The sequence below is a fragment of the Desulfovibrio sp. TomC genome (assembly GCF_000801335.2).
Classification (GTDB): Bacteria; Desulfobacterota; Desulfovibrionia; order Desulfovibrionales; family Desulfovibrionaceae; genus Solidesulfovibrio.
On the sequence record NZ_JSEH01000008.1, the window covers coordinates 65,167 to 91,860 of the forward strand.

Genomic DNA, 26,694 nt, shown 5'->3' on the forward strand with positions numbered 1-26,694 from the left:
CTCTCGCGTGTACCCCCTTTTCGGCCGCTTTGAGGATTCCTTTAGCGTTTGGGTGGATAGTTTGTAATGATCGTATCTTCCCAAACTCATTAAAAAAAACTATTTCACGCCGCGCCGCGCCACAGGTATGGGTAAAAGGTTCACAACCTTATCCCGGAGGATGCCATGAGTGATGCGGCCCATAAGGCCATGTGGGAGGCCCTCGATCTGGACATCGAGGCCCATGATGCCCTGCTGGCGGTGTTGGGGAAATTTTACGGCGACATCTACATGGCCCAGGAGGGCCGGCTCAAGGGCGCAGAATATCTTGATTTCGTGTTATCGGAAGTCCACGGGCTGCGCATCAAGGAACTGCAAGACGCCAAGGCGGCCGGCAAAAAGATCGTCGGCACCTTTTGCGTGTTCGTGCCCGAAGAGCTGACCCTGGCCGCCGGGGCGGTGCAGGTGGGGCTGTGCGCCGGGGCCAAGGCCGGCACCGAACTGGCCGAGACGCTCGTGCCGCGAAACACCTGCGACCTCATCAAATCCTTCATCGGCTTCAAGCTGGCCCGCATCTGCCCCTACACCGAATCCTGCGACCTCGTAGTCGGCGAGACCACCTGCGACGGCAAGAAAAAAGCCTACGAGGCCTTTGCTGAACTGGCCCCCATGCACATCATGGAGGTGCCACAGTGCAAAGCCCCGGCCGACCGGGCGCTCTTTCGCGCTGAACTCGTGCGCTACAAGGAAGCCCTGGAAAAGCTCACCGGCAAGGCCATCACCGCCGAGGCGCTGGCCGAGGCGACCAGGACCGTCAATGCCAAGCGCCGGGCCTTGCAGCGTCTTTCCGCCCTGCGGGCCGCCGATCCGGCCCCCATTTCCGGCCGCGACGCCCTACTCGTCAACCAGATCAGCTTTTACGACGATCCCATCCGCTTCACCGCCAAGTTAAACGAGCTCTGCGACGAGATCGAAGGGCGCATCGCCAAGGGCGAAGGCGTGGCCCCGGCCAAGACCCCGCGCCTGCTGCTGGCCGGCTGTCCCATGGCCGTGCCCAACTGGAAGCTGCCCTACCTCATCGAAAGCTCGGGTGCGGTCATTGTCGGCGAGGAATCCTGCATCGGCGAGCGCAACACCCGCGATCTGACCGACGAGACGCCGGCCGGGCTTGAGGCCATGCTCGACGCCCTGTGCGACCGCTATATGAAAATCGACTGCGCCTGCTTCACGCCCAATGACGAGCGCCTGGAGCATATCGCGGCCATGGCCCAAAGCCTCAAGGCCGACGGCGTCATCCACTACGGCCTGCTTTTTTGCCAGCCCTACGCCCACGAGGCCATGAAGGTCGGCAAGGCCATGGCCGCCGCCGGCCTGCCCTATCTGGCCATCGAGACGGATTACGGCATGGAAGACGCCGGGCAGCTGAAGACCCGGGTGGAAGCCTTTGTGGAGACCCTGGCGTGACCGCCTATGCGGGCCTGGATATCGGCTCGCGCAGCATCAAGCTGGTGGTGTGGCAGGGAGGCGGGGTGGCCGCCTCCCGCCGCCTGCCCACCACCTTTGACGCCGTGGGGCAGCTTCGAACACTGTTTGCCGCAGGCGTGCCCGAACGTCTGGCCGTCACCGGCTACGGCCGGGAACTGGCCCGGGAACTCTATCCCTTTGCCCGCAGCGTCACCGAAATAAAGGCCCATGCCCTGGGCGCGGGCAGCCTTTTCCCCCAGGCGGCCACGCTGCTCGACATCGGCGGCCAGGACACCAAGGCCGTCTCGCTTTTGCCCGGCGGCCGGGTCGGGCGGTTCGAGATGAACGACCGCTGCGCGGCCGGCACCGGCAAATTCCTGGAATACACGGCCACGGTCTTTGGCCTGTCGGTCGAGGATTTCGGCCGCCTGGCGCTGACCGGCGACAATCCGCCCACCATAAGCTCCATGTGTACGGTCTTTGCCGAAACCGAGGCCACCACCCTGATCGCCCGGGGCGTGTCCCCGGCCAATATCGCCCTTGGCCTGCACAAAGCCGTCGTGTCGCGCACCATGGCCATGCTGTCCCGGGTGGGGCTGGCCGCTCCGCTGGCCTTTGTCGGCGGCGTGGCCCGAAACCCGTGCATGGTCCGCCTGCTGGCCGAGGCGGCAGATACGCCGCTGCTGCTCCCCGACGAGCCGGACATGACCGGAGCCCTGGGCGCGGCCCTGTGGCTCCGGTCGGTTGCTCCCTGAGACTTCGCCTCCTGTACGGTCGGATCGTAACCGGACACGAGGCAGCGTTGCCCGGCCGGAGGTCCAGCCCCCCCTGCCCCCCTGCCGGCCTCCTCGCCGGCCCGGCCGGGCTGTCGCGGACCGGTCCATTCGCTGCGCCCCGACGGTCCTCGGCCGGGCCGCCGCCCCAGTCTGCCGGAACTCCCTCTCGCAGCGGACACCTGCGCCAGCCTGCCCGCGTTCCCCCGATCTGACGGTTGAGCGGTTGCGAACCTGTCTGTCCGGGGAACCCGGTTCCCGCCCCACCCGGGCCGCCCTGGCCCGACACAGCCCTGCGCCTTTTTCAAACAATCTATAATGCACTGAATTTATTTATTTTATGCAACATACCCGGCGTAACCCTTCTCCAAGGCCAAACGACAAGACTCATGCAAGTCAAATTAATTTCAATGAACAATAATTTACTATTTGTAACTTGTTTTCCCTTTCCACCAGGCGTAGCCCGTTGCCATGACAACTTCCGGTACGCCGCCGGAGGTTGCGATGCATCGATGGCAGTTCGCTTGAACCCGCCTGTTTTAGGAGAGGAAGGATTATGAAAAAGCTTGGATGTCTCGCTTTGACCGCTTCGCTGCTTTTCGGAGCAGCCGCTGCGGCCGGGGCCGCCACCGAAGTCAAGATGACCGGCGACGCCCGCGTGTACGGTAGTTTCTTCGAGGCACGCAACTTCACCGGCTGGGATAAGTCCGGAAAGAAGACCTCCGACACCTTTGAAATCTGGGAACGCTTCCGTCTGCGGTCCGATTTCGTGGCCAACGAAGCCGTGAAGTTCCGCCTGGGCATCAAGGTGGAAGACACCTGGGGCCATGGCACCTTCACCGCTGCCAACCCGGATGTCGCCGTCCAGGTCGATCTGGCTTACCTGCAGTTCAAGGTCCCCGGTTGCCAGGACATCGAAGTGACCGCCGGTTTGCAGGACGTGAACCTGCCCCAGAGCGCCCTGTTCTTCGGAAGCCCGGTGTGGAGCGACAAGATGGCCGCCCTGACCATCAAGGCGCCGCTCATTGACAACACCCTGTCGCTGATGACCGGCTTTGGCCGTCTCATCGACACCAACCGCACCTACGACAACACGACCACCCAGGTGGCTGACGAGCTGGACGCCTACTTCCTGGCTCTGCCCGTCACCCTGGAAGGCTTCAAGGCCACGCCTTGGGGCATGGTGGCTGTGGCCGGCCGCAACGCCAACTACAGCTTCAAGGACACCACCGACACCACGGAATCGGGCAACAGCTACGCCAATACCCTGGTTTCGGCCGCCAGCTCCTACAACATGACCAAGAGCCTCGGCTCCGGCCGCTGGAAGAACGACCAGAACCCCTACTACTGGGTCGGCGGCGCTTTTGAAGTGACCGCTCTTGATCCCGTACGTCTCTACGCCGACGTCATTTACGGTGCCGGCGCGAGCAATGACACCAAGGGCGCCAAGCGCGAGGGCTGGATGGTCGACGGCGGCGCGGAATACACCGGCCTCGACATGGTCACCCCGCAGATCTTCGCCTTCTGGTCCACGGGCGAGGACAAGTCCACGTCCAACGGTTCCGAGCGGATGCCCTACATGCGCTCCACCTGGGGTCCGGGCAACAGCTTCCTGTTCGACGACAGCCAGGAACTCGACAAGGGTTCCAACATGTACGTGTCGCCGGTTGGCAACTACGGCATCGGCGCGTCGCTCAACAAGATGTCGTTTATTGAAAACCTGACCCACCGTCTGACATTTGTGTACCTGCGCGGCAACAACTCGGCCCGGGCCATCCGGTTTGCCCGCAACACCTATGCCAACGACTACTTCACCATGGGCCACGATCTGACCACCAACGAGTACCTCATGGGCGCGAACTTCGACACGAAGTACATGATCTATGAAAACCTCGCTGCGGTCATGGAAACGGGCTGGGCCCACGGCCAGTTCCAGGAAAGCGTGTGGGGCCATCGCATGGTGCACGAGGCCAGCGAGAACGGCAACAACGCCTGGAAGGTCGCCTTCGGCCTGACGTATAAGTTCTAGCAGACACTTCGCCATCGGCGCATCGGAGGGGGGCTTTGCGGCCCCCCTTTTTTTTGCATTCGACGCCGGAGAACGGTGGTTCCCGTCAAGGGCAAACGCCGGCTGCTGCGGTCCCGGCCCTTTCTCGTCTTTTCGTGCGCAACTTTCCCTCACCGGCTCGGCAATGCGCCTGGCCAAATCAAATCAACCCCAGGTGGGATTCCAAAGGGCACTGCCCTTTGGCCGCCGAAGGCATTCTTCCTCTTCTCCCACACGCCCCGGCGGCGTCTTCACGGGCGCGGCAATTGGCGTTATACTCATTGCCGGTTGACGCCCCGCCCCAGGCAACGCACACTGCGTCCCGGCCGCAGCGGCGGCTCCACTTTGTTTTGCCAAGGAGGCTTCCCATGCCCAAGCAAGTCGTTGTTGCGGAAGGTTCTTCGCCGCCTATCGGTCCCTATTCCATCGGCGTATGGGCCGGTGATCTGCTTTTCATCTCGGGCCAGACCCCCATTGACCCGGCCACCGGGACCGTGGTCCCGGGTTCGGTGACGGACCAGACCCACCAGAGCATCAAAAACGTGCGCACCATCCTGGAAGCCGCCGGACTGACGCTCGACAACGTGGTCAAATCCACGCTTTTCATTAAAAATATGGACCACTTCACGGCCATCAACGAAGTCTATGCCAGCTATTTCGCCAAGCCCTACCCGGCCCGTTCCTGCGTCGAGGTGGCCCGGCTGCCGCGCGACGTGCTGGTCGAGCTTGAAGTGGTGGCTTCACGCTAGGTTTGACGGTGCGGGCCTGCCCGTGCACTGTTGTTGTTGCCGACACGGGGAGATTGGATGGACGATACGAAGCATGACGCGCCCGAGTCCGGGAGCAAGCGATTTCGCGCGGCCCGGATTTTTTCCGTGCCCGATGACGTCAAGTTTCTCGACACCCTGGAGCTGACCCGGCTCTCGGAAGCCTTTACCGCCTGGACCACCCGGGCCGGACGGCCGGATGTGGCCGTGTCGCGCAACCGGGTGCGGCTCATTTATCTCATGCTGCGCCACACCGGAGCCCGGCTTGGCGAGGTGTTGGCCGTCAACGACCGCACCGACGTCAATCTGGAGACGTTGTCCGTGGTCCTTGGCGGCGGCGAGGAAGGGGTCGGCCGCGAGGTGCAGATCCCGGCCGAACTGGGCGAGGCCCTGGCCGCCGTGTTCGACGACCCGGCCTACGGCTCCATGCGCGGAACGCTGTTGCGCCTGGACCAGGGCCATGTGCGGCGCAAGTTTTACGAGCGGGCCGAGGAGTGCGGCTATACCAAGGAACTGGTCAACCCAAGCACCATCCGCCGCTCCCGGGCGGTGGAACTGTTGCGCGACGACGTGCCGCTCCCGGTGGTCCAGCGCATCCTGGGCCACTCCACCGCCGACCTCACCGCCGCCTTTCTCCATTTGCCCGAAGACCAGCGGCGCAAGGTGGAACGACAAGTGCTTACCCGGGAGACCCGGCGCACCAGCGCCCGAAACGCCTTTTTCGGCCGGGTGGCCCGGGTGCAGCGGGGCGACATCCAGTCCATCGTTACGGTCGAGAGCCTGGGCGGCCATGCCGTCAGCTCCATTATCACCAACGAGAGCCTTAAAAATCTTGGCGTGGTCGAAGGCAGCTTTGTCACGGCCGAGATCAAGGCCCCGTGGGTGGTGCTGGAGGCCGGGGAGGACATGCCGCGCTCCACGGCCGGCAACCGGTTCCTCGGCGAGGTGGAGCTGATCCGCCTGGGCGAACTGACCAGCGAGGCCATCGTGGCCCTGGCTGACGGCACCCGGCTGTGCGCCGTCGTCACCACCCAAAGCGCCCGGGAGCTGGCCCTGGCCGAGGGGCAGAAAGTCTGGGCCATGTTCACCGCCTTTGCCGTGGTGCTCCACGTGGAATAGCGCGGGGCGGCTGGCGAAAACCAGGAGGGATGGGCCATGAAAAAATGCCTCGTATGCCTGGACGGTTCCCAGCCGTCGTTTCGCGCCCTGGAACGGGCCTTTGACGAAGTGGGGTGCAGCGGGGCGCAAGTACTGGCCGTTACCGTGGTCGAGGCCTTGAGTTTTTTCGACTGCGACGTCAAAGACTGCGATACGGCCTTTGCCTCCATTTTGCGTGAGCCGAAAAAAATCCTGGCCGAGGCCGAAGAGATGGCCCGGAGCCGGGGCATTGCCATCCGCACCCGCTACGAACCGGGCCGCCCGGCCGAGACCGTGGCCCGCATCGCCCGCGAGGAAGGGGCCGACGAAATCTATATTGGCAGCCGGGGCAAGGACGACGTGGAACACCTGCTCCTTGGCAGCGTGTCCATGCGTCTGATCCAGATCGCGCCGTGCACCGTGGTGGTGGTGCGCTAGGGCGCTTAAAAGGTCAGGCGCACCCCCACCGACAGGGCCATATCCGAACGCGTGCCGCCGGCCGTGCCGTCGAAACGGGCGCTCACAGCCCGGCCGGCCTCGCCCCGCAGACTGATCCCGGCCCCGAACCGGGCCTGATCCCGGTCGCAGGCACCGCCGGACGCGGCAAATTGCCGGTCCGGCGCACCGGCAAAGGCCGCCCGCACCAACGGGGCCGTATCGGCGTATTCATGCCGCCAGCCGCCCCAGACATCCGGCGTGAGCGTATAGCCCCCCACCTCGAAGGACTTTTCCAGGCGCAACCCCAGCACCGAAGTCACCGACGTGCTGTCGGCGGCCGGAAAATCCAGATTGGCCGCCCCAGCCCCGGATTCGCCGTAGCCGTCGCGGTGCAGGTGGAGATATTGGCCTTCCGCAAACGGCTCGGCCACCACAGCCGCCCCGAGGGCCACGGTGCGGGCGGCCCGCAGATACCCCAGCCACTCGCCCATGGTGCTCCGGCTTTGCGCCGTGGAATTCCACACCGGCCGCTCGGTCGTCACCCGATGCGCGCCGTAGGTGAGCATGGCGTCCACGGTGTACGGGGCCAGATCCAGGCCGAGGTAGGGGCCAAGCCGCCAGACATGGTCGTCGCTCGTCCCCTTGCCGCTAGAAAAATCGGCCCGGGACCAGGCATAGCCGCCGACAAGGCCGAGCCGCGCCCAGGGGGCGACCCGTGCGCCCGCCCCGGCCAGGACTCCGGTCAGGGTGCTGTCATAGCCCGGGGCGTCGCCGCTGGACGCTCCCTGCCCCTTGGCCCCATAGACCGAGGCAAAGGCTTCGATGGGTCCTTCCCGGGACAGCTCCGGCAAGGCCGCCGCCGGCCCGGCCGCGTCCGCCCCGGCGGCGTCTGCCGGCAGGGCCGCCTGCCAGGGCGTCGGGCCAAAGGCCGCCCGGCCAGAGACGACCGACTGGCCAAGGTCGGCCAGTTCGGACAGGCGCAGGTCTTGGGTGCGAAATCCGGCCGGAGCCAGCCCCCCGGACCCAACGCCACTCCCCGTTGCCGGGGCGCGCAGGCCGCGCATCCGGCCGGCAAAGGCGCTGCTCCAGGCCGAGGCCGCATCCACGGCCACGACCATGGCCCGGGTTTGCGGTCCGGGCAGCAGGCGCGACGTGGCGCCGGCCGGGTCGCCGGACTGGTCGAGCAGGCCGATGAGTCCTTCCAGGGCCGGATTGACCGTGGTGGTGATGCCGTCCAGGGCTGCGCCTAGGGAGGCATTGGCGGCCGAGCGGGTATACCAGCCCAGGTCGCGGTAGCCGGCAACGGTCAGGCCGGCGCCGTCCGAGGCTGCCAAAAACCGCACCATGGGCAGATTGCTGGACACGGTAAGCCCGGATTCCGGCACAGACAGGCTGTCGGCCTGGACAATCGTGTACCGCTGGCCGTTTACCACGTAACCGGCGGCGTCAAAGGTCAGGGCCAGGGTGGTGTCGCCGCCCAGACGCACGGTCTCCACGTTCTCAACCGGGGCCGCCGACACCCCCAGGGGCGACAGGCTAAAAGCCAGGGTGGACGCGCCGCTCGTGGTCAGGCTGTCAACGCCCGCACCCAGGTCCACCCGGCCCGAAACCGTGCCGCCGGCCACCTCCAGCCGGTCGTTGCCGGCAGCGGTCTGCACAGCCAGGGAACCGCCCGAAAGGGTCCCGGAATTGATGATGTGCGTATCGCCGGCATCGGCCCGCACGGCCGTGCCCGGGGAGTCGATGCGGCCGGTGTTGACCAGGGTGTTGCCGCTGCCGGCGGGGGCGGCCAGGGTTCCGGCTCCGGGAAGCTGGCCCAGAAACAGCACGGCCACGTCCTCGGTGCCGGCCAGACCGAACTTGGCCGTGGTCGATCCGGTGATGGCGCCGCTATTGGTCACGGTATAACCCGGCGAGGAAATGAGCAGGCCCTGGCCGCCGGAAACGGTCGCCCCGGCGTCGATGCGCACGGTGTCGCCCCGGGGCTGGAAATTGCGGCCGGCCCAGAGGGTGTCCAGGTCGCCGGTGACGGCAAAATCCCCGGACCCGTTGCCGGCGGTGTAGAGGTAGGAGGTCAGGGAATAGACGGCATAGACCGTGTATTTCGAGCTGCCGGGCAGGATGAATTCCGACAAGCCCCGGATGTCGGCCAGGCTGTTGCCGTGGCCCCAGCGGTAGGTGTAGCCGAGCTGGGTCCAGGGAAAATTGTCCGCCCCGTAAGCCGAGGCTTCCCAGTTGTTGTAGTAGGCGGTGAAATTGGCAAAAGCCGCGTCGCTCATGCCGGCCGGCTGGACAAAGGCGGCTAAGCTGCCAAGCGAGGTCGGCTGGGCGGCAATCGACGGGTCCTTGGTTGGCCGCTGGATGGCCTCAAGGGTCGGCGTCACCAGCATTTCCACGATGGCGTCGTTGGTATTGCCGTCTGCCATGCCAACCGCCTGGGAAGTCGCCAGTTTGACGCCGGCCGCCGTGACCCCCATCCGGGACCAGTAGGATTTGAGTTCGCCGCCAATGGTCACCCAGGAGGCGCTTGAGGTCGGAGAGCCGTAGACGCTCATGACTGTGCCGGGAAAGGCGCTGGTGTAATACGAGGATTTGGTAAAGGTGGCCGCCACCAGTTTGCCGTCCACGTAGGTGTTGCCGTCGCCGGACCCGGGGCCGGTTATGACCTTGAGGTCGGTGACGATCCAGGGGCCGGGATCGGCGGCATTGGCCTTGGCCTCGGCCACGGCGGCGTCGTAGACGGGGTTGGCCGCGGCCCAGGCCGGGACACGGCAGACGAGGGAGACGAGAAAACAGCAAAAGAACGCAGAGAAGGGACGCCGCCGTGCTCTCGGGTCAGGCATGGGACACTCCGTGTAAATGACCGGGGGATAATGATTTCGCCTAGTTCAATCGTCACCAAGCGTCAAGGCGGGCCTGCTCTCCAGAGAGCCGGCCAGGAGCCTGGGCTCGGCCGCCAGCCGGACCAGTCCCCGGCTTCAGGCCGCAAACGTCCAGCCAAATAAAACGCGCCCGCCCCGAGAATATCGGAGCGGGCGCGTCCAGAGTCACTGAAGTCGAATGCGGCCTAGAACCGGTCCTGCACGCCCATGGGGTCCTTGAATTCCTGCTCCGGGTGTCCGGGCAGCTTCTTGGCCCCACGACCTTCCAGATACTTGGCCATTTCCAGATCAACCTTCATGGGCACTTCCACGCCGGCCTTGGTCAGGATCTGACGCAGAAAGGCCTCGGACTTGATGGCGAAGGCGATGGAATCGCCCAGCACGCGCATGGCCTCGGTGGGGTTGTGGAAGCCCATGGAATTTTCCGCGCCGATGTACAGCGACCGGTAGAAGGCCTCCTCATAGTAGTCCTTGGCCTGGTCGTACAGGGCCATATCCACGGGCTTGCCGGCTTCCTTGGCCTTATGCACGGCCTCAAACAGCTTGGCCGTGGTGGCGGTGGCGTTGCCGGCCCGGATCTGCAGCGAAGCCGTGCGGTCCTGGATGGCGATGACCTGCTGCTTGAGCCACTCCGGCGTCTCGCTGTGGCACTGGATGCAGGCCTTCATGTCGTTTTTGAGCGGCGACGTCACCCGATGGTCGGACACTTTGCGCACGCCCACCTTGGTGTAGGGCATGTGGCAGTCGGCGCAGGCGGCCCCGGCCTTCCAGTGCACACTGTTGTTGGAGAAGAATTCGAACTCGGGATGGCGCATGAAGGCCAGCTTGAAGCCGGTGACGGTCTGTTTCCATTCCCGGTAGGAATCGTCGCTGCGGATCTTCTTGATGACATCCTCGACCGTGATTCCGCCCCACTTGCCGTATTGCCAGGGGAAGAACAGCCCGACGGACTGCATCTCGTTGTTCTTCGGGATATTGTAGGTCACGTGGCACTGGGCACAGACCAGCGAACGCATTTCCTGGCGGGTCAGCTTCTTCCAGTCCACGCCCATGCCCTCCAGGGCCGGAACCAGACTGAAACCGCGCGAGATGGTGAGGCTCATGTCCTTGTTGTTGTGGCAGTCGATGCAGGCCACGCCCAGGGTACGGAATTTCTCCGGGACCCGGTCGAGGACTTCCTTGTAGGGCATCTTGTAGTAATCCACGCCCATCTCTTTGACGAGCAGCGGCGCATACGGCGTCTTGCAGCTCAAACACACGCCACCGGATTTGATGCGGGCGGGATCGACTTCGAGTTGGTCGCGCAGCATATAGGCATGGCCGCGCGGTTCGTTGTATTCGATGCCAAAGCCCCAGCCGTTAAAGAGCAGGGCCATGTAGGGGAATTCGGCCAGCTTGTCATAGGTGATGCGGTCGGTGGTGAAGCCACGCTTGTATTTGCTCTTGCCGGCCGGGGTCGGCTCCTCGGTCATCTTCCAGGTCTCGTATTCTTCCGGATAGGCCTTGCCCCACACGGCCGGATCGATTTCGCCGTCGGGAATGACGACCGTCTTGACCGGCTCGGGCTTGGGCGGCGAACAGGCATAGGGAACGAATAGAAAGGCGGCGAGCGCCACGCCAAGCGCCATTTTGTACAGGAGTTTGCCCCGCATGGTCATCCCTCTCTCGGCCGCAGCCGGTTGTCGTTACCGGGTAAAGGGCACGCCAACATTCCGGTGCATGACCCGGCGGTGGCAGTCCCAGCAATACCGTTGTTGATTGATCATCTCCACGGCACTTTCGTGGCAGCGGATGCAGTTGGCCTGGACCACTGCCTTGCCGTGATCGGTGATCCGGATGTCGTCCGGCACCCGGCCGGAATTGAAGACCACCACATCCTTCATCCCGTCGATGCTTTTCCAGACATAGTGGCTGGCCAGGTTGTCGTTTGGCAGATGGCAGTCCACGCAACGCAGGCGTTTGTGCGCCCCCTGGTGGAACCAGGCTTCATACTCGGCCTCCATGACATGGCAGGAGGCGCAGAAGTCGGGCGTCTCGGACTTGGCCAAAAGTCCCGGCGGACCCAGGGCCAAAAACAGCCCCACGCCAACGACCACAAGCCCGACAACGACAAGGAGCCGCACGCCCCCTTTGCCGGCATGTCCCATGGTCCCTCTCCTCGCTAAAAGGTTTTGGGACTAGACTACGATAGGTACGCCGACATGACAATGCGGCACAGCGAAATAACCGGTGTATATAAAAAGATAATCAGAGGCATCAGACAGGCGGGCGTATACGCAGAAACGTCATACGGGACAACAGACGGGCTTTTCTTCCGGAGCTTGCCGCGTTTGGCCGACGAAGCCAACAACGCCTTTACGCAAAAAGGGAAAGCAGTCGGTTTTATGCCGGGGTGAGCAGGGGAAGACGGTCAGGATCAGGCCGACGGCGGCCCTTCTTCTTCACGAAGGCCCTGGCAGCCCCGGCAGCGGGCCATGAGGGTCTCGGCAATCCAGATGCCGATAAACACGCCGACGGCATTGGCCACGGCGTCCATCATGCTCGATGTCCGGCCCGGCACAAACGACTGGCCCCATTCAATCAGGCCGCCCATGGGAATCATGCAGTAGGCCACGGCACGGGCCGTATCGCCCCGGGCAAAGGCGTAGAGCGGCAGCGCGCCAAGCCAGGCATAGCACAGCATGTGATAGACCTTGTCGGCGCTCCAGAATTGAAACGGCAGCTCCAGGCCGGGCAAGAGCGACAGATAGATCGTGGAGGCCACGGAAAAAATCCACACGGCCAGCACGGCCCGGCGAAACAGCACGGTACGGTTCATTTCTGGTTCCTTACGGCTGGCGTCTCCCAAAGGGGGGATGCCCGCTATGCGAACACGGCGCAGTGGGAATGTTTGCAAACACGCTGCCGTCCCGCATCGGGGCGGCAGTCAGGAAGGCTATACCGACATCAGGAAGGCGACACAAGGCAGGGGAACCAGCCCGCAACCGAACAGCGTGGCAGTCAACGCCAAGAACCCCTTGAAAGACTTCCCTCTTTGCAGGAAGCCGCAGGGATCATCCGGCCACCGGAGCTCCGGTGGTTCCCGTCAAGGGCACGCGCGGGCTGGTTTCCTCGCCGAGGGCTGAAACTGGCCATGCGCCCCGCGCTCTCTCGCGGCAAGCTCCCTTTCCCCCTCTCAGGGAGGGTCCGGGAGGGGGTTACCCCCTCCCGGCCGCCGGAGGCATCAGCCCTCTTCTCTGATTACTCCCTCTCCCCCTTCTACCGTCCTGCGGCCATGTCGCGCAGGCGGCGGATGCGTTCCTCGGTGGGCGGGTGGGTGGAAAAGAGCGAGGCCATGGACATGCCGGCAAAGGGGTTGACGATGAACATGTTTTCCGTGGCCGGGCTGGCGTCCATGGGGATCTGCCGGGCATAGGCGTCGAGCTTGCCGAGCGCCCCGGCCAGGGCCAGGGGCGTGCCGGACAGTTGCGCCCCGGTGGCGTCGGCCAGAAACTCACGGGACCGGGAAATGGCCATCTGGATGAGCGAGGCGGCGATGGGGGCCAAAATCGCCATGAGCAGGCCGCCGAGCACGCCCGTTCCGCCGCCTTCCTCGTCGCTATTGCGGGCGCCGCCGAAGATGGAGGCCCATTGCAGCATATTGGCCATCATCATGACGGCTCCGCCGAGGACGGCGGCAATGGACTGGACCAGGATGTCGCGGTTTTTGATGTGGCCGAGTTCGTGGGCAATGACGCCGCGCAGTTCCTCAGGGGAGAGCAGGCGCATGATGCCCTGGGTGACGGCCACCACGCCGTGTTCGGGATTGCGGCCTGTGGCAAAGGCGTTGGGGGCGTCCTGGGGGACGATCATGATGCGGGGCTTGGGGATGTTGCCGTTTCTGGCCAGTTCCTCGACCATGGCATGGAGGGCCGGGGCGTCGGCCGGGGCCAGTTCGCGGGCGTTGTACATGGACAGCACGATCTTATCGGAGAACCAGTAGCTGCCGACGTTCATGACCAGGGCCATGGCGAAGGCAATGAAAAGGCCGGTGCGGCCGCCCATGGCTTGGCCGACGATGCAAATAAGGACGGTGAGCAGTCCAAGAAGCAGGGCGGTCTTTAACTGGCTGGTCATGATGCAGTGAACCTCCGGAAGATATCAAAAGACCTCGCCCGGTCCGTGTGGGCCAGGCGAGGTCGCTTAAAGACATGTTCTATATTGCCGAAACCAAGTTCCCAAATGTCGCGGCGTCGGATGTTTCCGGTCTTTGCGACCGGTCCTCGCCCGAAGCACCCGGCTGGGAGGTGGTTCTCCCGGCCCGGCGGGTTCCGGAGAGAACCTCCGGTTCCCGACTTCGCGGCGAGTCATCTCGCCGGGAGTGGGTTTCTGTATGGTTTGGGCGCGACGCTCGCGCTAAAATGCATTTCAGGTTACCGAAATTCCAGGACCTTTCCCCTTGGCGACGCCTCCTCCCCTGAGGTGGTCTCATGTCGCTGTGGCGGGGCATGGGCGATCGGGCAAGTCCTTTCGCCGGTACGGCTATTGATCAGCCGTCTCTACGGGCGACTCAATTCGCCGACTATGCACCTTGTTGACCCATCGGAAGTAACCTCCACCTTGCGCCGTGGCGCGTTGTCTCGGTCCGGTCCTTTCCCGGGGAAGCCGGCGGGTCTCCGTGCGGCCCTTATCCGCCGCGACGCCGACAACCATGTGTGCGATAGGAATCTGTCCTCGCTGTCTGACGGTCCGGTGGTTACCGGCTGCCGTCATCTGTTGGGGGCGACTCGGCTCGCCAGGTATGGGAAACGGCTTTCGTGACGGCGCTTCCTCCTGCTCGGGTTCACCTCTTTCGAGGTTCCGTTGACTCTACAGTTAAGCCTTCCTGCCCCGTTGTAAAGTGAATTTTGCAAGAAATCTTCACCCGACGGTCACCAGCAAAAAGGCTCACCGCCTGCCCGTCGTTGCCGACCAGATCAGCCGGCACGGCAACACCCGCCACCCGACGTCGCCAAGGACCTGGAAGGGTGAGGAAAAGCCGGGTGCCGTCGGTTGGCCCGGCCACCTCCAGCGTCTCGCCACGGCGATCCGAGACAATGGCCCCGGCCGTTCCCCGGGCCAGGGGCCGGGAAAAATGCACCACCAGCCGGCCGGTCTCCAGGGACAGGGCCACCGGCCGGGGGGCCTCGTCATAGCCCGGGGCCGGGTTGGGCGGCGGGCAGAAAACAAAGGGCGGACACGGCGTTGGCGCGCCGCCGGGCTGGGCCGCTCCGGCCACGGCCCGCACTGGGCTGGTCCAGTCGTAGTCTCCGGCCCAATCCAGGGAGGCCCGCAGCACCACCGGCCCGGCCGGCAGGCCCGGCCCGGCCAGGCGCAGGTCCCCGGCAAAGGGATTTCGAAAATGCAGGTCCGGGTCCACCCGGCCGCCAGCCTCGAACCCGGCCGGGCCAAAGGCCGCCGGCCAAGGCCGGTTGGTCAGGTCGCCGTTGAAGCTGATGCCATCCGCCGCCGGATCATCGAGAAAATGCGGCGCAGCCACCAGGGACGGACCGGGTTGATCCGGGGCGACACAGCCAAAGGTCTCGGGATCGGCCGTGTCCGGCGACGGGGCGCAGGGATCGGGACAGGCGGCCGGGAAGGGGCAGGGCGGGTCGGGGTCGTAGCGGCGCAGATCGGCCGGGGTGCAAAAAAGCACCACATTGTCGGCATGGTGGAAATGTTTGGTGCGCCCTTCCTTGATCACGTTGGCCCGCAGAAAAAAGGTGTTGAAGGCGGACAGGACGAAACGATCCGGCATCCCGCCCTCGTCGTCGAACTTGAACACCGCCCCGCCGGTGTTGTCGCCTGCGGGCTGGCCCGGCTTGTCATTGAAGTAGCCGGTATTGCCGCAGAAATACCAGAAGCCGCCGGCCACGCCGTCCAGGGAGAACCAGGCATGGGCGTTGACGATGTGGTTGCCGGTCACATACCAGTTGACGGCCGTGCGCTCCGGCTCGACCGGATTGTCGCGCAGGCGGTGGAACCGGTTGCCGGTGATCTCCACGTTGTAGTTGAGCCGGTCGCCCTTGGCGGCATCGGCCTTGAGGCGCAGGCCGTTAAAGGCGGTGCACAGGGTATTGTCGCGGAAAACCAGGCTGCCGGAGATGTTGACCGAGCCGAAAAATCCGCCGTTGTAGTAGAAATAGCCGGACAGGTCCTCGCGCTTGACCGCTTCCCAGCTGATGTCGCGCCAAAGCGCCCCGGTCGGGTCCTGTCGCCAGCGGTTGCCCTCGAGCAGGATATGGTGGCAACCCTCGCCCCGGGCAAAGACCACGTAGCGGCCGTCAAAGGCCCGCACCCCCCGCACCGTCACATAGCGGCTGTTTTCCATATAGCAAAACGTCGGCCAGCAACCGGCCACATCGAAAGCCTCGAACACGATCCACTGGCAGTCAAAGAGCTTGAAAAAGGCGAACTGATCGGCCGTGGGCAGTCTGGTGTCCGCGATTTCGGCCTTGCCTTCGCCAAAAAGGGCCGTGGTCGGACCAAGGCCCCGGATGGTCACCGGGGCGTCCTCCCGGCCGGCCACGCCGCGCAGTTCCAGGCTGATCGGCTCGGACCGGGCCGGATTTGCGGCGTCAATAATGGTGGGCGGAAAATAGCCGCCCGGCAGCAGTTGCACGGTGTCCCCGGGCCGGGCTGCCGCCACGGCCGCCGCCAGGGTCAGGGTCTCGACCGCCACGCCGTCGACAAACCGCCGGTCCCCCTGGGGAGTGGCATAGATACAGCGGGGTTGCAGGCTCATGAAACCTCCATTTGATAGCATGTATTTACAACGCTATTAAATTGTTCCACACCCTGCAACCCCCGGCCTCGGCCATTGACAATGCCCGCTCCCGTAAGCCACCTCTCCCCCATAAAACTCCAGGCAAAACACCAAGGAATCCAGCCATGCCCCAACACCATGACCCGTCCATCACCATTGCCCGGGGACTTGGCATCATTTTGGTGGTTCTTGGCCACTGCTACGATCCGTTTTCCTGGTATCCCATCTACTCCTACCATATGGCTTTTTTCTTCGTGCTGTCCGGCTTCGTGTTCAACCCGGCCCACCGCGCCGAGGCCAGGGGCTATGCCTTGCGCCGGGCCAGACGGCTGCTTGCCCCCTATTTCCTGTATAATCTGCTTTTTGCCGGTCTGACCTGGGCCTTGGCCGCCGGCGGCGGTCTGTGGACCGACGTTGCCCCCTTTTCCCTGCGCGCCCTGGTCTACGAGCCCCTGACCACCGGCCACCAGTTTCCGCTGTACAACGGGGCCTGGTTTCTGGTGACGCTCTTTTTCGTCCAACTGGCAGCCCTGCCCCTGCCGCGCCTGCTTGGCGGCGACTCCCCGGCCCGGATGCTTGGCGCTACCGGCCTCTTCGCCCTGGCCTGCGTCCTGACCGCCCAGGCGTTCGACCTGTCTCCAGTGGCCACCCAGATAGGCAAAGTCGGCTTCGGCCTTTTTTTCTATGTCTGCGGCAGCGCGGCCCGATCCTGGCCCGGTTTCGAAGCGGTCTTCACCGCCCGGGGCCTGGGCGCAAGCGTCCTTTGCGCCGTGCTCCTGACCTGCCTGGGGGCCACTGTCGACTACAATCTGTCGGCCATGTCCTTTCACGGCAATGCGCTGCTGGTCTTTTTCACCGCCCTTAACGGCTCCTATCTGGTGCTGTTTCTGGCCCGCCATCTGGCCCAGAGCGCCAAGCCCGCCAGCCTGCTCATCCTGCTTGGCGAAAACACCGTCCCCATCATGTGCCTGCACCTGCTCTTTTTTTTCCTGCTAAACCTCGGGCTGATCCCGGCCAGCGGCAGCGACCCGGCCCTGCTTGGCAACACGCTTTATTGCGTCAACGCCCCGCGCCTCTTTCCGCTGTACCTGGCGGCCGGACTGTTTGGTCCCATCGGCCTGACCCGGGCCGCAAGCGCCCTGCAAGCCGCCGTTGTCCGCCGTCTGGCCGGCCGGTAAGCGCCGGGACCGCGCCCGCCCTGGCCCCGGCGACATGACCCCACCCCAAAGGCCGGCTGGCGCAACGTCCTTTTTTTCCAGAGGCAACGGCCCAGGCCCAGTCGGACGCCGGCAGCGTCCAGGCGCAATCCCGGTCCCGCCGGACAAGCCGCGTCGCCCGACGCAATGCGGTTGAACCCCACCTGGAAAATCAGTAGTGTCCGGCCACATGTATTCGAACTGTTCCAAACAAAACGGCGGCTTGATGCCTCGCCCGTCTGTGCTGCCGCTCCTGGTCATTGTCTCGGCCCTCTGGGCGATCCATGTTTTTTTCCTGGCCCATCTGGCCTTTACCGGCGATGAAGTCCGGTATGTGGCCTACGGCCTGGGGCTTTTTTACGGCGAGGGCTTCCACCCCTCCGACGCCAACTGGCTAACGATGCTCGGCCCCCTGGCGGCCCGGCATCCCCTCCAGACCAGCCCGGCCGGCCATGCCGGCCTGCTCATCCATTCCGTCGTCTACCCGGTGCTTGGCGCGCCGCTGATCTATCTGGCCGGGCTGGACGGGGCGCGCTGGTTGTCTTTTGCCGTGGGCGCGGCCGGACTGGCCGTCCTTTTTGCCTGCCTGCGCCGCCGGTTTGCCCCGGAAGCCGGACTGGCCGGCGTCCTGGCCGTGGCCCTGGCCTGCCCGCTGATTTTTTTCATCGGCCTTTTTTTCTCCGAAATCCTGCTCTTTACCGCCAACGCCCTGGTGGTGGCCTTTTTTCTCGACGAGAAGCACCGCAATCCCAAATATCTGCTGCCGGCCGGCCTTTGCCTGTGCCTGCTGCCCTTTCTCCACGTCAAACTGTCCCTGGAGGCGGCCGCCGCCTTCCTGATCCTGCTGGCCAGCGCCCGGCGATACGGCGCTTCGCGCGCCCGCCTGCTCTCGCTCCTGGCTGCGGCCGGCGGTCTCTTCGGCCTGTACCTGCTCTACAACTATACCCTCTTTGGCGCGCCCATCGGCGGCGGCAATCCGGCCTTCCCGACCAGCCCGAGGCTCATTGCCGACCGTCTGATCGTCAATTTCTTCGACATGCGCCACGGCCTGCTGCCCAATGCCCCCCATCTGCTCTTCGGGCTGATCGGCCTGCTTTGGGCCGCGAAAGACCGGGACAGCCGGGTGCGCCCCCTGCTGCCGCTGTTTGCCGCCTACCTCTTCACCATTCTCTGGGCCAACGGCAGCGAGGCCTATGCCGCGCGCAACTGGACCGCAGCCATGCCCTTTGTGGCCGTCGGCTTTGCCAAATGGTACGAAGACAGCGGCCGCCTGAATCAACTCCTGGCCGTGCCGTTCCTGCTGCTGTCCCTGGGTCTGCTGTGCATTCTGCTGCAACATCCCGACGCCTTCCTGGACAGCCGCAACTACTCCGTGCCCTACGACCTGCTCTTTGCCCGCGTCCCCTGGTTCAATCTCGGCTATCTGCTGCCCTACGACTTCCTGGACCATGAAGGGGCCCAGCCCTACGCCGCCTGGGGCCTGGGGCTGGCCGCCGCCGGGGTCGTTGGCCTGTACGTCGCCGGCCAGCTCCTGGCCAACCGGCCGGCCGGTACCGGCCAGAGGGGCCGGATGGCGGCCGGGGCTGCCGCCCAGATCGCCGCCCTGGCCGTCATCCTCGTCTTCTCCCTGGTGGAGCGGGTCGATGTCGGCGCGGCCATCGTCCACGAGCCCGGCCATTCCTATCTGGTCACCACCCCGCAAACGCCGGGGTCCCTGGCCTTTGTGCGGGTGGAAAACCCCCGGGCCATGGTCAAACCGTACGGATTTTTCCTGATCGCCCTGGAAGACGGCGGGACCCTGCGCGCCCATCTGATGACCCGGGCCTCGGCCGTGGTCCCGCTGCCGCCGTTTACCCGGGCCGATGCTGTCCTCATTTCGGAAACCATGGCCAACCCGGCCCAGCACTGGCTGGACACCGCCACCGGGGCCGCCCTCTACCGCCGGTTGATCCCTCTGCCCGGGCTTGATGCCAGCCCCGCGGCCACGCAACCCACCAGTCCAAGGAGCAGCCAATGACCGACCGTCCGCACATCGTCGTCACCCGGGCCATCCCCGAAGCCGGACTTACCCTGTTGCGCGACCGGGCCACGGTCTGGGTCAACCCCGAAGACCGGCCGCTCACCCGCGACGAACTGCTGGCCCAGGCGGCCACGGCCCATGGCGTGATCGGCCTTTTGACCGACCGGATCGACGCCGGCTTTTTCGACGCCGCCCCGCTCCTTCGCGGCTATGCCAACTACGCCGTGGGCTATGACAACATCGATGTGCCCGAGGCCACCCGGCGCGGGCTGCCCGTATCCAACACCCCGGACGTGCTGACCCAGGCCACGGCCGAACTGGCCTTTGGCCTGATCCTGGCCGTGGCCCGCCATCTTGTCGCCGCCGACGCCGCCATGCGCTCCGGCAACTGGCCGGGCTGGGGTCCCATGCAGTTTGTCGGCACGGAACTGGCCGGCAAAACCCTCGGCATCTTCGGTCCGGGCCGCATCGGGGCCACCGTGGCCGGACTCTCGCGCGGCTTTGCCATGCCCATCGTGGCCTGCGGCGGCCGAAAGCCCAACGAGACCCTGGTGCGGGAGTTCGGGGCCAGGTACCTGCCCTTCGAGGAATTTCTGGCTGCTGCCGACGTCATCGCCATCACCGCGCCCCTGACCCCGCAGACCCGCCATGCCTTTGACGCCGCCGCCTTTGCCCGGATGCGGCCAAGCGCCATCCTGGTCAACACCGGCCGCGGCCCTATCATCGACGAGGCCGCCCTGGTGACCGCCCTCACGGAGGGCCGCATTGCCGGAGCCGGTCTTGACGTCTACGAATTCGAGCCGCGCATGGCCGAGGGCCTAGCCGAGCTGCCAAACGTGGTCATCACCCCGCACATCGGCTCGGCCACGGCCACCGCCCGCAACGGCATGGCCAGCCTGGCCGCACGAAACCTGCTGGCCATGCTGGAAGGGGCAACGCCCCCCACCTGCCTCAATCCCGAGGTTCTCACCCGGTCTTGACATTTTTCGCAAACCGGGAGCATCCATCTCTCGCCCGGCCGCTGCCAAACGGCCGGGTCCCAAGGAGCTGCCATGCGCGTACGCGAGATGATGCGGGATTCCCTGGCCACAGTCGGTCCCGATGCCCCTTTTGCCACTCTGGTTGCGGCCCACCGCCGCCGTGACTCCAGACTGGTCTACGTCGTTGACGATGAGACCCGGCTTCTTGGCGTGGTGAGCTGCGCCGATCTGCTGCGCTGCGCCATGCCCTTTTTCGTGGATGCCAATCTGGCCAAGGCCCTGCCCGAAGACGCCTCGGTGATCTGCCAGGGATTTGGCGCTTGCGCCGGCAAGACGGCGGCCGAGGTCATGGTCCGCGAAGTCGTGTCCGTAGCGCCCGACGAGACGCTTTTTGCGGCCGAGGCCCTGTTTGCCGAGGGCAAGTTCCATGCGTTGCCGGTCGTCGATGCCGCCGGCCGGGTGGTTGGCGAAATCACCCGTCGGCGCATCCTCGACTACCTGGCCGGCTTTTGCGGCCTGTAACGCGGAGAATCCCTCATGTTCTGGATCGCCACCGCCATTTTTGTCGCGGCCTATGTCGTCATTGTCTCCGAAAAGATCAACAAGACAAAAGTGGCCCTTTTTGGCGCGGCCTTAACGCTGGCCACCAAGGTGCTCACCCAGCACGACGCCTTCCACGACGTAGATCTGGGCGTGGACTGGAACGTGATCTTTCTGCTCATCTCCATGATGATCATGGTCAACATCATGACCAAGACCGGCGTCTTCCAGTACGTGGCGGTCAAATCGGCCAAAATCGGCCGGGGCGAGCCCTTTGCCATCATGGTCATTTTCGCCGTGGTCACGGCCATAGCCTCGGCCTTTTTGGACAACGTCACCACGGTGCTGCTGCTGGCCCCGGTGACGCTGCTCGTGGCCGAGGAGCTGGAAATCGACCCGGTGCCCTTTCTCATCACCGAGGCCCTGGCCTCCAACATCGGCGGCACGGCCACACTCATCGGCGACCCGCCAAACATCATGATCGCCTCCAAGGCCGGCCTGGATTTCATGGATTTCGTCATCCATCTCACCCCGGCCATCATCGTGGTCATGGCGGCCTGGATGCTGGCCTGGAAAGTCATCTTCGGCAAACGCCTCACGGTCGGCGCGGCCCAGAAGGCCCGCATCCTGGCCATGGACGAGCGGGCGCTCATCCGCGACCCGGCGCTTCTGAAAAAAAGCGGCGCGGTCCTGGGCCTGACCATCCTGGGCTTTACCCTGCACGGCTTTCTCGGCTTTGAGCCGGCCACCGTCGCCCTGCTCGGAGCCGCCACCTTGCTGCTTATTTCCGGAGAGGACCCGCAAAAGATATTCGAGGAAGTGGAATGGCCCACCATCTTCTTTTTCATCGGGCTTTTCATCATCATCGGCGGCACAGTCAAAGCCGGGCTGATCGAGGTGTTTTCCCAAAAGGTCATTGCCCTGACCAACCCCACCAAGGACTCCATGTTCATGCTGTCCATGGTCATGGTCTGGTTTTCCGGCATCGCCTCGGCCATCGTGGACAACATCCCCTTTGTGGCCACCATGAACCCGCTTCTGGCCGAACTGGCCGACAAGGTCCTGGGACCGGCCACCGGACTGAGCGGTCCGGCCCTCTACACCCATCCGACCATGCTGCCGGTGTGGTGGGCCTTGTCGCTTGGGGCCTGTCTTGGCGGCAACGGCACGGCCATCGGGGCCTCGGCCAACGTCATCGTGGTCGGGCTGTCGGAAAAAAGCGGGCACAAGATCACCTTCGGCCGGTTTTTCAAATATGGCGCGCCTGTGACCCTTGGCACCATCATCATTTCCATGGGCTACATCTACTTGCGTTACTACGTGCTCGGCTGGTAGCCCGGAGCGGATGAACGTCCTCCCCCGGCCGGCCGGCCGGTATCTGGCCGCACTGTGCCTGTCGGCCCTGGCGGTGCTGGCCTTTTGGGGCTACCTGCGCACCGGCGCAACCACCAGCGACGACCTCGTGTACGAACAGGCCGTCATCACCCACAGCCTGGGTACGCTGTGCACCGAGCTGGCCACCCGCTCGGGCCGCTTCCACCACTACCTGCATGTGGGCCTGACCAGCCTGCCGTATTCTATCGACAGCCTGCCGGCCCGAAAGGCCCTGTCGCTTGGCGTCGCCCTGGCCGTCGTGGCTGCCCTGGCCGCCCTGGCCGCCCGGCTGGCCGCCAGCCCCGTCCTGGGCTTCCTTGTCGCCACCCTGGGCCTGTCGCTTTACCAGGACAACTGGCACCACAACATCCTGACCGCCTATCCGCTGGTGTTCGATGCCGGCATGTTGTGGCTTCTGGGGGCCGGCTACGCCCTGCTGCGCCACGGCGAAACCGCCAGGCGGCGCTGGCTCGTCCTGGCCAATACCGCCATGTTCCTGGCTTTTTGCCATTTCGAGGCCTTTGTCGCCTATCTGCCCGTCCTGGCCGGCATCGTCTTTTTGACCGGTCGCGGCCGACTGCGGCATCGTCTTGCCGCCTGTTGCGCCGCCTTTGCCGTGGTCCCCGTCTACGCCGGCATCTACCTCGGCTACCGGTTCACCCACCCCTCGGCCTATGACGGCAACGCCCTGGATCTTCAAAACCCCTTGCGGGTCCTTGAGACGGCCCTGGCTTACAGCCGAAGCGCCCTGCCGCTCGGGGCCTTTGACCTCAACCTCGAGTACATAAACCGCTTCCCCCAGGCCACCAGCCGCTACGTCCTGTCTTTTGGCCACTATCTGGCCGATCTGGCCGGCAACTGGCCGCGCTTTGACCCGGCCTGGATCGCCATGGGCCTCCTGGCCGGGGGGCTGACCGCTGTCTGCCTGCGCCGGGCCGAGGCCACCTTTCGGCCACGTTTCCTCGCCGTGGTCCTGGCCGTGTACGCCGTCGTCTGCCCCAATCTGCTGATCGCCCTGTCGCCCAAATATCAGGAACCGGCCGCCGGGGGATTGGCCTGGTATGTCACCTCGAATTTTTCCTTCTACGCCGTGGCCGTGCTCCTGGCCCTTGGCCTGCTGGCCGCCGCCGGCCGGCTGCCCGGGCGGCTGCGGCCGGCGGCCGCGACGCTTCTTGGCCTGTGCGTCGGCCTGACCGTCTTTGTAAACGCCTCGGTCAACGCCTCGGTGCGCGAAAGCAAGATCGCCGCGGCCGGACGCTGGCGCGTGGCCGAACTGGCCGCCCGCAGCCCGGCCCTGGAGGCGGTTCCGGACGGGGCCATCCTGGTGGCCCCGGACCTGTTTGCCGCCGTCAACGTGGAACTGACCGCCCCGGACTACTGGAGCGCCTATTTCGCCCACCGCACCGGGCGGACCTTGACCGTGCTCCCCGGCCTCCCCCCGACAGCCGGCCTGATCAGGCCGGCCGAACCGCCGGTCTATGTCTTGCGCCGCCTGTCCGCCCCGACCGCGACCGTGACCAGTCTGGCCCTGGGCCGGGTGTCGCGCCTCGGTCCGCCGGCCGCCGATCCCTACGCCAAAACCCCGGACGCGCCCCAGCTTCTGGCCGACGACGTCCTGGTGGTGGTGGACGGGGCCAACCAGCTCCTCGACATTTTCTATCGCGACGCCGCCGGCTGGCAGGTCGCGCCAGCCAGGGTGGGCGGACGGCTGGGTTCGTCCCAGACCCGTCTGGCCGGAGACGGCATCGCCCTGTCCTCCCTGGCCCTGCTGCCGGCCCGGACCATTGAAACCGGGGCCGTCTCGCCCCTGGAGCTGCGCTTTGGCCAGGGTTTTTCCGCCCCGGAGCGCGCGATCACGGGCGATGTGGTCTGGGCTGGTCAGACGGCCCAGGCGTCCCTGGACAATGCCGGCCCGCTACCGGTCCGGGTGCGTCTGGCCGGTTCGGTCGTGGCCATGTCCCCGGTGCGTGTCCGGGTGAGCGCACCCGGGTTGGAAACCGTGCTCGACTGCACCGCCCGATCCACGCCCCTGACCCTGGAGCTGACCCTGCCCCCGGGGCGCAGCCGGCTGACGTTTGCCGCCGAGGGCGATACCGGCACAGCGGACAAACGCTTCGGCCTGCTCGGGCTGACCCTGCGCGCCGCACCCTGATACCTGGGAACACCGGCTCCACGGTTGCTGGAACGTCGCTCCGGCACTCCACGCCGGCTGGACCAAAGCCGCCCCGACCATGGATATAATCCTGACATATCAAGTTGTTAAAAAAATGGCCCGCCCTGGCACGGCTCCTGCTTATTGAAAGGCAAGAGACGCACAGGGAACCAAAACAACTTTACATACCAGGAGAACCGCCATGTTGACCGCCATCACCAATTTCATCCGCGACGAAGAAGGGGCCACGGCAGTTGAATACGGGCTTATGGCCGCTCTGATCGCCGCCGTCATCATCACCGCCGTCACCGCCGTCGGCACCAGCCTGTCCAAGCTGTTCGATGGAATCTCCACCTCCCTGACGGCCGCTGCCTCCTAAGTGCACTTGGCTTCGCGAAGCAAAAAGGCCGTCCCCGGCTACCGGGGACGGCCTTTTCCTTTGGAACGCGCCGCTTCTCCCGAGTTTCTCCCCCGTCCCCAAGAGCCGGCCATAGCCGGCAGCACCCACCCCACCCGCCCACGGCCGGGCAGCCGCAGCCGAGCCGCCCACAGCCGGGCTGGCAGGTCCGAGAAGGACCATACCAGGCCAACCGCTGCGCCTGGCCTGTCCTTTGGGCTCCATTTCTCGGGGAGCGGCTCAGGCCCGTTCCATCAATCCTGGAGCGAAAAGCCCGTCAGAATTATTATCCCTTGTATTTAAAGCATGTTAAGATGACCATCCAGATTGGCACAGCCTGTGCTTTCTCTTGGTTCAGAGACGCACGCAGGGAACCAAAGCAACTTTACATACCAGGAGAACCGCCATGTGACCGCCATCACCAATTTCATCCGCGACGAAGAAGGGGCCACGGCAGTTGAATACGGGCTTATGGCCGCTCTGATCGCCGCCGTCATCATCACCGCCGTCACCGCCGTCGGCACCAGCCTGTCCAAGCTGTTCGATGGAATCTCCACGTCCCTGACGGCCGCTGCCTCCTAAGCGCACTCGGCTTCGCGAAGCGAAAAGTCCGTCCCCGGCTACCGGGGACGGACTTTTCCTTTGGAACGCAGCCGTTTCACCCGAGTCCCCCTTCCCTTCCCAACAGCCGGCCATGGACGGCAGCCCCCAACCGTGTCCCCTCCCCGGCGGACAGCCCGGCCAAGCTGTCCGAGCCGCTGTCCCGGCGGCCTCGTCCGAGGAGGACCATACCAGGCCAACCGCTGCGCCTGGCCTGTCCTTTGGGCTCCATTTCTCGGGGAGCGGCCCAGGCCCGTTCCATCAATCCTGGAGCGAGAAGCCCGTCAAAATTATTATTCCATGTATTTAAAGCATGTTAAGACAACCATCCAGGTTGGCACAGCCTGTGCTTTCTCTTGATTCAGAGACGCACAGGGAACCAAAGCAACTTTACATACCAGGAGAACCGCCATGCTGACCGCCATCACCAATTTCATCCGCGACGAAGAAGGGGCCACGGCAGTTGAATACGGGCTTATGGCCGCTCTGATCGCCGCCGTCATCATCACCGCCGTCACCGCCGTCGGCACCAGCCTGTCCAAGCTGTTCGATGGAATCTCCACGTCCCTGACGGCCGCTGCCTCCTAAGCGCACTCGGCTTCGCGAAGCGAAAAGTCCGTCCCCGGCAGCGGGGACGGACTTTTGTTATGGAGCGTACGCCTCTTCGCGTCACCTCCCCCGGCCGGTCTAATTCCTGGAAATCGCCCCGGCATATTCCACTGTTTCTGGATTACCGCCTCAGGACGACCTGTATTCCGCCGGTTATCAAGGCGGTTACCAATTCCATTGCTTTGGCATGGCCTGTGCTATCGTCTCCCCAAAACCCTTCGGGGAGCACGTGCCCTTTCCGGTCGGGAGAAACGCCATGCCGCCAGCCATCACCAGGTTTATCCGGGACGAGACCGGGGCCACCGCAGTTGAATACGGACTCATGGTCGCTTTGATCTCCACGGCCATCCTCGTCGTCGTCACCGCCATCGGCGTCTCCATGGCCACGATCTACCAGCGCATCGCCGATACGATCAGCCCCTAACACCGGGACGTTGGCCCTTTCGCAGAGACAAACAACCGGCAACACGTCGGCATTCCGCGGCTTCCCCAAACAACGCACCCATTCCCCAAGAACTGCACCGGGCGAACGGCCGCTCCAGACAAAACGCCGTC

General features: G+C 64.8%; 22 protein-coding genes. 16 read left to right on the plus strand and 6 right to left on the minus strand.

All coding sequences use genetic code 11. The annotated features are described in order from the left end of the window. Positions 1-165: 165 nt before the first annotated feature. The 6 genes from NY78_RS09335 to NY78_RS09360 all read left to right on the plus strand — a co-directional run bounded on the left by NY78_RS09335 (position 166) and on the right by NY78_RS09360 (position 6,605). The gene (locus NY78_RS09335) at positions 166-1,443 is read left to right on the plus strand and encodes a double-cubane-cluster-containing anaerobic reductase (RefSeq protein ID WP_043634783.1); all 1,278 of its coding nucleotides are present in this window, start codon (positions 166-168) and stop codon (positions 1,441-1,443) included. Then, complete coding sequence (locus NY78_RS09340) at positions 1,440-2,198, plus strand: acyl-CoA dehydratase activase (protein ID WP_043634786.1); 759 nt, start codon at positions 1,440-1,442, stop codon at positions 2,196-2,198. The genes NY78_RS09335 and NY78_RS09340 overlap by 4 nt, the downstream gene beginning before the upstream one ends. Positions 2,199-2,772: 574 nt before the next feature. After that, positions 2,773-4,245, plus strand: coding sequence for an outer membrane homotrimeric porin (locus NY78_RS09345; RefSeq protein ID WP_043634790.1), 1,473 nt, complete (start codon positions 2,773-2,775; stop codon positions 4,243-4,245). Positions 4,246-4,631: 386 nt separating this feature from the next. Further along, the gene (locus NY78_RS09350; protein WP_043634793.1) at positions 4,632-5,012 is read left to right on the plus strand and encodes a RidA family protein; all 381 of its coding nucleotides are present in this window, start codon (positions 4,632-4,634) and stop codon (positions 5,010-5,012) included. A gap of 57 nt (positions 5,013-5,069) precedes the next feature. Continuing rightward, the gene (locus NY78_RS09355) at positions 5,070-6,149 is read left to right on the plus strand and encodes a TOBE domain-containing protein (RefSeq protein WP_043634795.1); all 1,080 of its coding nucleotides are present in this window, start codon (positions 5,070-5,072) and stop codon (positions 6,147-6,149) included. 36 nt (positions 6,150-6,185) lie between these two features. Then, positions 6,186-6,605: a universal stress protein gene (locus NY78_RS09360; RefSeq protein ID WP_043634798.1), complete on the plus strand. Its 420-nt coding sequence runs from the start codon at positions 6,186-6,188 to the stop codon at positions 6,603-6,605. Positions 6,606-6,610: 5 nt separating this feature from the next. Here the strand turns inward: NY78_RS09360 and NY78_RS09365 are convergent, their stop codons facing one another. The 6 genes from NY78_RS09365 to NY78_RS09390 form a co-directional block, all read right to left on the minus strand. Then, the gene (locus NY78_RS09365; protein WP_047960112.1) at positions 6,611-9,448 is read right to left on the minus strand and encodes an autotransporter family protein; all 2,838 of its coding nucleotides are present in this window, start codon (positions 9,446-9,448) and stop codon (positions 6,611-6,613) included. A gap of 224 nt (positions 9,449-9,672) precedes the next feature. Beyond that, positions 9,673-11,139, minus strand: a complete 1,467-nt coding sequence (locus NY78_RS09370; RefSeq protein ID WP_043634801.1) for an ammonia-forming cytochrome c nitrite reductase subunit c552 — start codon at positions 11,137-11,139, stop codon at positions 9,673-9,675. Between the two features lie 33 nt (positions 11,140-11,172). Next, positions 11,173-11,634, minus strand: coding sequence for a cytochrome c nitrite reductase small subunit (gene nrfH, locus NY78_RS09375; RefSeq protein WP_043634804.1), 462 nt, complete (start codon positions 11,632-11,634; stop codon positions 11,173-11,175). A 269-nt stretch (positions 11,635-11,903) separates the two neighbouring features. Further along, positions 11,904-12,305, minus strand: coding sequence for a VanZ family protein (locus tag NY78_RS09380; protein WP_043634807.1), 402 nt, complete (start codon positions 12,303-12,305; stop codon positions 11,904-11,906). Between the two features lie 440 nt (positions 12,306-12,745). Next, the gene (locus NY78_RS09385; protein ID WP_043634809.1) at positions 12,746-13,603 is read right to left on the minus strand and encodes a zinc metalloprotease HtpX; all 858 of its coding nucleotides are present in this window, start codon (positions 13,601-13,603) and stop codon (positions 12,746-12,748) included. Positions 13,604-14,309: 706 nt separating this feature from the next. After that, positions 14,310-16,250: a right-handed parallel beta-helix repeat-containing protein gene (locus NY78_RS09390; RefSeq protein ID WP_043634811.1), complete on the minus strand. Its 1,941-nt coding sequence runs from the start codon at positions 16,248-16,250 to the stop codon at positions 14,310-14,312. Positions 16,251-16,396: 146 nt separating this feature from the next. Here NY78_RS09390 and NY78_RS09395 point away from each other — a divergent pair, with 146 nt between their 5' ends. The 10 genes from NY78_RS09395 to NY78_RS23665 all read left to right on the plus strand — a co-directional run bounded on the left by NY78_RS09395 (position 16,397) and on the right by NY78_RS23665 (position 26,563). Beyond that, entirely contained in the window at positions 16,397-17,449 is a 1,053-nt protein-coding gene (locus NY78_RS09395) for an acyltransferase family protein (protein WP_043634813.1), read from the plus strand. Positions 17,450-17,693: 244 nt separating this feature from the next. Beyond that, positions 17,694-19,484 carry a hypothetical protein gene (locus NY78_RS09400; RefSeq protein ID WP_156180909.1) on the plus strand — a complete coding sequence of 597 codons (1,791 nt, stop codon included), beginning with the start codon at positions 17,694-17,696 and terminating at the stop codon, positions 19,482-19,484. Continuing rightward, a complete protein-coding gene (locus NY78_RS09405) occupies positions 19,481-20,467 on the plus strand; it encodes a 2-hydroxyacid dehydrogenase (protein WP_043634818.1) in 987 nt (328 codons plus the stop codon). Before NY78_RS09400 ends, NY78_RS09405 begins: the two co-directional genes overlap by 4 nt. Positions 20,468-20,539: 72 nt before the next feature. After that, entirely contained in the window at positions 20,540-20,989 is a 450-nt protein-coding gene (locus NY78_RS09410; RefSeq protein ID WP_043634820.1) for a CBS domain-containing protein, read from the plus strand. A 15-nt stretch (positions 20,990-21,004) separates the two neighbouring features. Continuing rightward, positions 21,005-22,342 carry an SLC13 family permease gene (locus NY78_RS09415; protein ID WP_043634822.1) on the plus strand — a complete coding sequence of 446 codons (1,338 nt, stop codon included), beginning with the start codon at positions 21,005-21,007 and terminating at the stop codon, positions 22,340-22,342. 10 nt (positions 22,343-22,352) lie between these two features. Next, entirely contained in the window at positions 22,353-24,533 is a 2,181-nt protein-coding gene (locus tag NY78_RS09420; RefSeq protein WP_043634824.1) for a hypothetical protein, read from the plus strand. Positions 24,534-24,735: 202 nt separating this feature from the next. Then, positions 24,736-24,912 carry a Flp family type IVb pilin gene (locus tag NY78_RS09425; protein ID WP_043634826.1) on the plus strand — a complete coding sequence of 59 codons (177 nt, stop codon included), beginning with the start codon at positions 24,736-24,738 and terminating at the stop codon, positions 24,910-24,912. Positions 24,913-25,338: 426 nt separating this feature from the next. Next, entirely contained in the window at positions 25,339-25,512 is a 174-nt protein-coding gene (locus NY78_RS24650) for a Flp family type IVb pilin (RefSeq protein ID WP_043634828.1), read from the plus strand. Between the two features lie 429 nt (positions 25,513-25,941). Then, positions 25,942-26,118, plus strand: coding sequence for a Flp family type IVb pilin (locus NY78_RS09435; RefSeq protein ID WP_043634826.1), 177 nt, complete (start codon positions 25,942-25,944; stop codon positions 26,116-26,118). Positions 26,119-26,395: 277 nt separating this feature from the next. After that, complete coding sequence (locus tag NY78_RS23665; RefSeq protein WP_082139948.1) at positions 26,396-26,563, plus strand: Flp family type IVb pilin; 168 nt, start codon at positions 26,396-26,398, stop codon at positions 26,561-26,563. Positions 26,564-26,694: the final 131 nt, after the last annotated feature.